This window comes from Streptomyces sp. OfavH-34-F, assembly GCF_022347745.1.
Lineage (GTDB): Bacteria > Actinomycetota > Actinomycetes > Streptomycetales > Streptomycetaceae > Streptomyces.
In genome coordinates this window covers 1-7229 of the sequence record NZ_JAKRGC010000324.1, presented here as the reverse complement: position 1 = coordinate 7229, position 7229 = coordinate 1, and the positions used below count along the sequence as shown (strand labels likewise).

Genomic DNA, 7229 nt, shown 5'->3' with positions numbered 1-7229 from the left:
CGCCCCCGCCTACCCATGGTCCGGGCCGGGCGCCGGTACGGAGTCGAAGGCGGCGGTGCCCGGCAGCGAGCCGATCCGCCCGAGCGGCCAGCCGAACCAGTCGACGCGCCCGATCACCCGGTCCACCGGCACCACGCCCCCGCCCGGCTCCCCCAGGTGGTCGCGGGAGTCGCGGGAGCGGCTGCGGTGATCGCCCATGACCCAGAGCGCGCCGTCCGCCACCACGATGTCGAAGGGGGCCTTCGAGGCGGCGTCCCCGGGGAAGAGGTAGTCCTCCTCGACGGGCCGGCCGTTCACCTCGATCCGGCCCCGCGCGTCGCAGCAGACCACCCGGTCGCCGCCGACGCCCACCACCCGCTTCACGAAGTCGGTCTCGGCGGGCCGGGCGAGCCCGAGGGAGGCCGCGGCGCCGTGCAGCAGCGCGATGACCGGGTTCTGCGCGGCGCCCTCGTGCACGAAGGAGTCGGTGCCGTCGAAGACGATCACGTCGCCGCGCCGGGGTTCGTCCCCGAAGCGGTACGCCAGCTTGTTCACGAGCACCCGGTCGCCCACCCGGAGCGTGGGCTCCATCGAGGCGCTGGGGATCAGATAGGGCTGCACCACGAAACTGCTGAACAGCAGCACGAACACCGCGCAGACGGCGCCGAGCGCGAAGGTGCCCCGCCAGGACAGCCGCCGGGACATCAGGGCGGCGATCCGGTTCCGGGCACGCGAAGAGCGCGACCGCTCCCCCGGACCCGGATCGGGTGCGGAGGGGCGGTCGCGCTCCTGGAGTTCTGCTTGCGTGTCCATCGGGGCCAGAGCTTAACCGGACACCCTGTGGACCAGGCAGTCAGCTCAGCGGTCGCGCTTCTCCTTGATCTTCGCGGCCTTGCCGCGCAGCTCACGGAGGAAGTACAGCTTGGCGCGACGGACGTCACCGCGGGTCACGAGCTCGATCTTCTCGAAGATCGGGCTGTGCACCGGGAAGGTGCGCTCGACGCCGACGCTGAAGGAGACCTTGCGGACCGTGAAGGTCTCGCTGACGCCCGCGCCCTGGCGGCGGATGACGATGCCCTTGAACTGCTGGACACGGGAGCGGTTGCCCTCGATCACGCGGACGTGAACGTTGACGGTGTCACCGGGGCGGAACGCCGGGATGTCGGTACGCAGCGACGCGGCATTGACGTCGTCGAGCAGGGAAGCCATGTTGTCTGCTTTCTTCGCCGATGCCACAGGTCATCGACGGGAGAGTGATGAATGCTAGGGGCCGATCGCGTCGGACGGGCGTCGTGTCCCCCTGTGGCAGGGGCGCACGCCGGACGGACAGCAGCGGCCTATTCTTCCACGGTCTCGGGCCTACGCCAAAATCGGCCACCCGGTTCCGGGGACCAGCCGAGGATGGAGAGCATCTCGCGGTCCTTCTTGTCGAAGGCGGACGCCTCGCACCGCTCGATCAGGTCGGGCCGGTGGGCGGCCGTGCGGCGCAGCGCCTCGTCCCGCCGCCAGCGCGCGATCCGCCCGTGGTGGCCGCTGAGCAGCACGTCGGGGATGGACCGGCCGCGCCACTCGGGCGGCTTGGTGTAGACGGGCCCCTCCAGCAGGTTGGCCATCGCGCCGGGGGCGAAGGAGTCGTCCTGGTGGGAGGCGGCGTTGCCGAGGACGCCGGGCAGCAGCCGGGCCACCGCCTCGGTGATCACCAGCACCGCGGCCTCCCCGCCGGCCAGCACGTAGTCGCCGATGGACACCTCGACCACCCGCATCCGGGTGGCGTACTCCTCGGTCACCCGCCGGTCGATGCCCTCGTAGCGGGCCGGGGTGAAGACCAGCCAGGGCCGCTCGGAGAGTTCCACGGCGAGTTCCTGGGTGAACGGCCGGCCGCTCGGGGTGGGCACCACGAGGACCGGGGAGTGCGCCCCCGCCTCGTAGCCGTCCGCCAGGACCTGGTCCAGGGCGTCGCCCCACGGCTCGGTCTTCATGACCATGCCGGGGCCGCCGCCGTACGGGGTGTCGTCCACGGTGTTGTGGCGGTCGTACGTCCAGGAGCGCAGGTCGTGCACCCGTACGTCGAGGCGGCCGGCCGTGCGGGCCTTGCCGACCAGGGAGACGTCGAGCGGGGCCAGGTACTCGGGGAAGATCGTGACGACGTCGAGGCGCATCAGGCGTCCCCGTCCTTCGTCCCGGTGCCCTCCTCGCGGGCGGAGGCCACGACCGCCTCGCTCGCGTCGATCAGGCCGGGCGGCGGGGTGATCACCGCGCGCTGCTCCTCCAGATCGATCTCGGTGACGATCTCCTCGACGAACGGGATCATGACCTCGCCGCCGTCCGGCCGCTCCACGATGAAGAGGTCCTGGGACGGCAGGTGCGTGATCTCGGTGATCCGGCCGACCGCGGTGCCGTCCGCGAGGACGACGTCCAGGTCCATCAGCTGGTGGTCGTAGAACTCCTCCGGGTCCTCCGGAAGCTCCGCGGGGTCGATCTCGGCGATCAGCAGGGTATTGCGCAGCGCCTCGGCCGCCGTACGGTCGCGCACGCCCTCGAAGCGCAGCAGCAGCCTGCCGCTGTGCACCCGGCCGGTCTCGATCGTCAGCGGTCCGGCCGCGGCCGGCTCGGTGGCCAGTACGGCTCCGGGCGCGAGCCGCAGCTCCGGCTCGTCCGTGCGGACCTCGACGGTGACCTCGCCCTTGATGCCGTGGGCGCGACCGATCCGTGCGACTACCAACTGCACCTTGTGTCTCTCCTGTCGTACGACGACGGGCCGGGGCGGGCGCTTGGCCCTCCCCGGCCCGTGCCGGTGTTCAACTCTGTCAGCGCACCTGGTCCACATCGACGAGGTCGACGCGGATGCCACGGCCGCCGATGGCGCCCACGACGGTGCGCAGCGCGCGTGCGGTGCGGCCGTTGCGGCCGATCACCTTGCCGAGGTCATCGGGGTGGACCCGGACCTCCAGCACACGGCCGCGACGCAGGTTGCGCGAGGCGACCTGCACATCGTCGGGGTTGTCGACGATGCCTTTCACGAGGTGCTCGAGAGCCTCCTCGAGCATGCTCAGGCCTCGGTCGACTCGGCGGAGGCGGCAGCGTCAGCAGCCTCGTCCGCCTTCTTGTCGGCCTTCTTCGCCTTCGGCGTGATGGCCTCGCCCTTCGACTCCTCACCGTCACCGGAGAGGGCCTCGAACAGGGCGCGCTTGTCGGCCTTGGGCTCCGGCTGCAGCAGCGGCGCCGGGGCCGGGAGGCCCTTGTGCGCCTGCCAGTCGCCGGTGAGCTTCAGGATCGCGAGGACCGGCTCGGTCGGCTGGGCGCCGACGGACAGCCAGTACTGCGCGCGCTCCGAGTTGACCTCGATGCGCGAGGGGTTCTGCACCGGGTGGTACAGACCGATCTCCTCGATGGCCCGGCCGTCACGGCGGGTACGGGAGTCGGCGACGACGATGCGGTAGTGAGGCGAACGGATCTTGCCCAGACGCTTCAGCTTGATCTTGACTGCCACGGGAGTGGTGTCTCCTGGTCTATGACGTGGTTGGGCACAACGAAGATGCCACGTGGGGTTGCGGTACTCGGGTGCCCGATGGACGCGTCAGCCGGAGGAGAGAGGGGTCCTGTGCGACTGTCGAGTACAGCTAGCCATTGTGCCACACCACGACGGCTCACCCCACCGCGACCGCCGTCTCCGGAATCCGGAACGGCTTTCCGCAGCCGCCGCAGACGATCGGGGCCTGCGCGAGGACCGAGGGGACCACGCGCACGTTGCGTCCGCAGTCGCACACGGCCTTGACCCGCACGCCGCCTCCGGAGGAGCCGTGCCGGGCGGCCGGGCCGCGGAAGGAGCGCTTGGTGTCGGCGGCGGTGGCCACGGTGTGCGCCTTGAGGGCGCGCTGCAGCCGTTCCGTCGTCGGCCGGTAGCGGCGCTTGGCCTCGGGGTTGAGCGTGACCAGCGAGAAGCCGCTGCTGGGATGGGGTTCCTCGGCGTGATCCAGGCCCAGCTCCTCGGCGATGGCCAGGAATCGTCTGTTGTGGTAGCGGCCGGCGCGCGAGGTGTCGCGGACACCTCGGGCGGCGGCGATGCCGTGGACTGCCTCGTGGAGCAGTCGCTCGAAGGAGAGTTCGGCGCCACAGGCGGACGAGGACTCTCCGATCAGGGACTCGGGTGCGGCGAGATCGGGCAGCTCGGGGTGGTACCGCTGAATGTCGGCCCACGCCTGCGCCAGCTCTGCGGCAAGTACAGGTGGTGTCGTGCTCACGTCGTGACCAACGAGCGCGGGGCCCTCGGTGTTCCGATTCCGGGCCATCCCAAATAATTTGCACGTACCAGTCGGTTGACGTTCATGCGTCCCGACGAGGGCGGGTGCGCTGATCTGCGGAGAAGCCGCACAGCTCGCACCAAGCCGGTACGTAGCGGCGCGTACGCCTGCGCGCGTAGACACCGTACGCGCCCCGTGCCCGAGGTGCCCGACCCGGCGCGGCGGGCGAGACTGAGAGCCCGAAGGACGCCGGCGGAACCGGCGGTCACGGCGGATTGGGGCACATTCCATGACACCAACGCTCGTTCGGCACCACCGGCCCACCGAGTCGTCCGCCGCCGCGGACGGCGCCTCCCGCGCCCGCGACTGGACGGAGATCCAGGAACGGATGCTGGCACCGCTGTACGAGGCGGTGTACACGCGGCTGGAGGTCGGGCCCGCCACCCGGATGCTCCCGCTCGGCAGCGGCACCGGCCTCGCCCTGCGGATGGCCGCCGACCGCGGCGCACGGATCGCCGGAACACCGGACGCCGGGCCCCCCAACCTGATCGCCGCGCTCACCCCGATCGGCTGCGAGCCCGGCGACGGCGAGGAGCTGATACGGGCGCTGGAGGCCGCGGTGCCCTCGGCGGAGCGGGGCTCGGCAGTGGTGCTGACCGGCTGGGGCCCGCCGGAGCGCTGCACCAGCGAGGCGGTGCTCCGGGTGGCGGGCCGGCTGGGCGACGAGGGCCGCGGACCGCGCCGGGACGATCTGGAGGACGTCGCCTTCCGGTCCGGGCTGCGGCCGGACGGCTCCGGCCGGGTCGCCTGCCCGTTCGGCTACGCGGACATGGACGGCGCGGTCCGCGGCCTGCTCTCGACCCGGCTGTTCCGGGCGGCGATCCGCGCGGCGGACCGGCGGCGGGTCGAGCGGGAACTGGCCGATGCGCTCCTCCCGTACCGGCGGGCGGACGGCTCGGTGCGGATGTCCAACGTCTTCCGCTACCTGATCTGCACCACGTGAACGCACGCCGGAGGGGCGCCCACCATGTGCGGTGGGCGCCCCTCCGGCACGTCCGGGGCCGTCGGCGTCAGCCCATGAACTTCTTGAACTCGTCGGGCAGCTCGAAGTTCTGCCCGCCCTGGCCGGCCGGCAGCCCGGGGGCGCCGTTCTGCGCGGCCTCGCGGCGGGCGGCGGCGGCCTGCTCCTCGGCCTTCCGCTTCATCGGGTTGCCGCTCTTGCGCTTGCCCTTGGCCTGCTTGACCTGCTTCTTCTGCCGGCCCGGGCCGCCGCCCATGCCCGGCATGCCCGGCATCCCGGGCATGCCGCCGCCCTGCGCCATGCGGGACATCATCTTGCGGGCCTCGAAGAACCGCTCGACCAGGTTCTTCACGGCGCTGACCTCCACGCCGGAGCCCTTGGCGATGCGGGCGCGCCGGGAGCCGTTGATGATCGTCGGCTCGGCGCGCTCCTTCGGGGTCATCGACTTGATGATCGCGGCGGTGCGGTCGACGTCGCGCTCGTCGATGTTGTTGATCTGGTCCTTGATCTGGCCCATGCCGGGGAGCATGCCGAGCAGCTTGCTGATGGAGCCCATCTTGCGGACCTGCTCCATCTGGGCCAGGAAGTCGTCCAGGGTGAAGTCCTGGCCCTTCTTGGACGCCAGCTTGGAGGCCATCTTCTCGGCCTCTTCCTGGCTGAACGTCTTCTCCGCCTGCTCGATCAGGGTGAGCAGGTCACCCATGTCGAGGATGCGGGAGGCCATCCGGTCAGGGTGGAACGCGTCGAAGTCGTCCAGCTTCTCGCCGTTCGACGCGAACATGATCTGCTTGCCCGTGACGTGGGCGATCGACAGGGCCGCGCCACCGCGGGCGTCGCCGTCGAGCTTGGAGAGCACGACGCCGTCGAAGCCGACGCCGTCGCGGAAGGCCTCGGCGGTGTTGACGGCGTCCTGACCGATCATGGCGTCGACCACGAACAGGATCTCGTCCGGGCTGACGGCGTCGCGGATGTCCGCGGCCTGCTGCATCAGTTCCTGGTCGATGCCGAGGCGGCCGGCGGTGTCCACGATGACGATGTCGTGGACCTTGGACTTCGCGTACTCGATGGAGTCCTTGGCGACCTGGACCGGGTCGCCGACGCCGTTGCCCGGCTCGGGGGCGTACACCGCGACCCCGGCGCGGTCGGCGACGACGCTCAGCTGGTTGACGGCGTTGGGGCGCTGGAGGTCGCAGGCGACGAGCAGCGGGGAGTGGCCCTGGCCCTTGAGCCAGCGGCCGAGCTTTCCGGCGAGGGTCGTCTTACCGGCACCCTGGAGACCGGCGAGCATGATCACGGTGGGCGGGTTCTTGGCGAACCGCAGCCGCCGGGTCTCGCCGCCGAGGATGGCGATGAGCTCCTCGTTGACGATCTTGATGACCTGCTGCGCCGGATTCAGCGCCTGGGAGACCTCGGCGCCGCGCGCCCGCTCCTTGACCTTGGCGATGAAGGACCGGACGACGGGCAGTGCCACATCGGCTTCGAGCAGGGCGATACGGATCTCGCGAGCCGTGGCGTCGATGTCCGCCTCGGACAAGCGGCCCTTGCCCCGGAGGTTCTTGAAAGTCGCGGCAAGGCGGTCGGAGAGAGTATCGAACACGGCGCTCGTCGGTCCTCAGGGTCGGGGGCGGTCGGATCAGTAGGCTCCCAGGGTATCCGGACGCCGGAGAAGGCCAAGACCTCGCCCGGCTCCGGAACCCGGGCGCGGCTCAGCCCAGCGCCCGCTCGACCTCCCGGGCCAGCTCCGCGGCCTCCCCGGGGGCCAGCGGCTTCCCGGACGCGTCCGTGACGTAGACCGTGTCGACCGCGTTCGCCCCCAGCGTCGACACGTGCGCGCTGCGCACCCGGACCGCGCTGCGCTCCAGGGCCTGGCCGATGCGGTGCAGCAGGCCGGGGGCGTCCTGGGCGCGCACCTCGATCACCGTGGCGAGGCGGGAGCCGGCCGGGGCGACCGTCACCCGGGGCGGCGGGGCCGCCGTGCCGCGCCGCCG

The 7229-nt window shown here is 71.5% G+C and carries 10 protein-coding genes; 1 reads left to right on the top strand and 9 read right to left on the bottom strand.

Annotation, left to right across the window (positions count from 1 at the left end):
• Nucleotides 1–9 precede the first annotated feature (9 nt).
• From lepB to MHW47_RS29765, 7 genes are all read right to left on the bottom strand, one after another.
• Entirely contained in the window at nucleotides 10–792 is a 783-nt protein-coding gene (gene lepB, locus MHW47_RS29795) for a signal peptidase I (RefSeq protein ID WP_239226917.1), read from the bottom strand.
• Nucleotides 793–837: 45 nt separating this feature from the next.
• A complete protein-coding gene (rplS, locus tag MHW47_RS29790; RefSeq protein ID WP_073963715.1) occupies nucleotides 838–1188 on the bottom strand; it encodes a 50S ribosomal protein L19 in 351 nt (116 codons plus the stop codon).
• Nucleotides 1189–1316: 128 nt separating this feature from the next.
• Nucleotides 1317–2138, bottom strand: coding sequence for a tRNA (guanosine(37)-N1)-methyltransferase TrmD (gene trmD, locus MHW47_RS29785; RefSeq protein WP_239226915.1), 822 nt, complete (start codon nucleotides 2136–2138; stop codon nucleotides 1317–1319).
• Nucleotides 2138–2707 carry a ribosome maturation factor RimM gene (gene rimM, locus MHW47_RS29780; RefSeq protein WP_239226913.1) on the bottom strand — a complete coding sequence of 190 codons (570 nt, stop codon included), beginning with the start codon at nucleotides 2705–2707 and terminating at the stop codon, nucleotides 2138–2140. The genes trmD and rimM overlap by 1 nt, the downstream gene beginning before the upstream one ends.
• 79 nt (nucleotides 2708–2786) lie before the next feature.
• Nucleotides 2787–3026 carry an RNA-binding protein gene (locus tag MHW47_RS29775; protein ID WP_005311361.1) on the bottom strand — a complete coding sequence of 80 codons (240 nt, stop codon included), beginning with the start codon at nucleotides 3024–3026 and terminating at the stop codon, nucleotides 2787–2789.
• Between the two features lie 2 nt (nucleotides 3027–3028).
• Complete coding sequence (rpsP, locus tag MHW47_RS29770) at nucleotides 3029–3469, bottom strand: 30S ribosomal protein S16 (RefSeq protein ID WP_239226911.1); 441 nt, start codon at nucleotides 3467–3469, stop codon at nucleotides 3029–3031.
• Nucleotides 3470–3626: 157 nt separating this feature from the next.
• Entirely contained in the window at nucleotides 3627–4220 is a 594-nt protein-coding gene (locus MHW47_RS29765; RefSeq protein WP_018521397.1) for a hypothetical protein, read from the bottom strand.
• 289 nt (nucleotides 4221–4509) lie between these two features.
• On the opposite strand from MHW47_RS29765, the gene MHW47_RS29760 reads away from it, so the two are divergent.
• Nucleotides 4510–5223 carry an SAM-dependent methyltransferase gene (locus tag MHW47_RS29760; protein WP_239226909.1) on the top strand — a complete coding sequence of 238 codons (714 nt, stop codon included), beginning with the start codon at nucleotides 4510–4512 and terminating at the stop codon, nucleotides 5221–5223.
• 67 nt (nucleotides 5224–5290) lie between these two features.
• Here MHW47_RS29760 and ffh read toward each other — a convergent pair whose 3' ends face one another.
• Together ffh and MHW47_RS29750 are read right to left on the bottom strand one after the other, a co-directional pair.
• Nucleotides 5291–6838 carry a signal recognition particle protein gene (ffh, locus tag MHW47_RS29755; RefSeq protein ID WP_239226907.1) on the bottom strand — a complete coding sequence of 516 codons (1548 nt, stop codon included), beginning with the start codon at nucleotides 6836–6838 and terminating at the stop codon, nucleotides 5291–5293.
• Nucleotides 6839–6947: 109 nt separating this feature from the next.
• Nucleotides 6948–7229, bottom strand: a 282-nt coding sequence (locus tag MHW47_RS29750; RefSeq protein WP_239226905.1) for an ACT domain-containing protein, incomplete at its 5' end; no start/stop codon positions are given.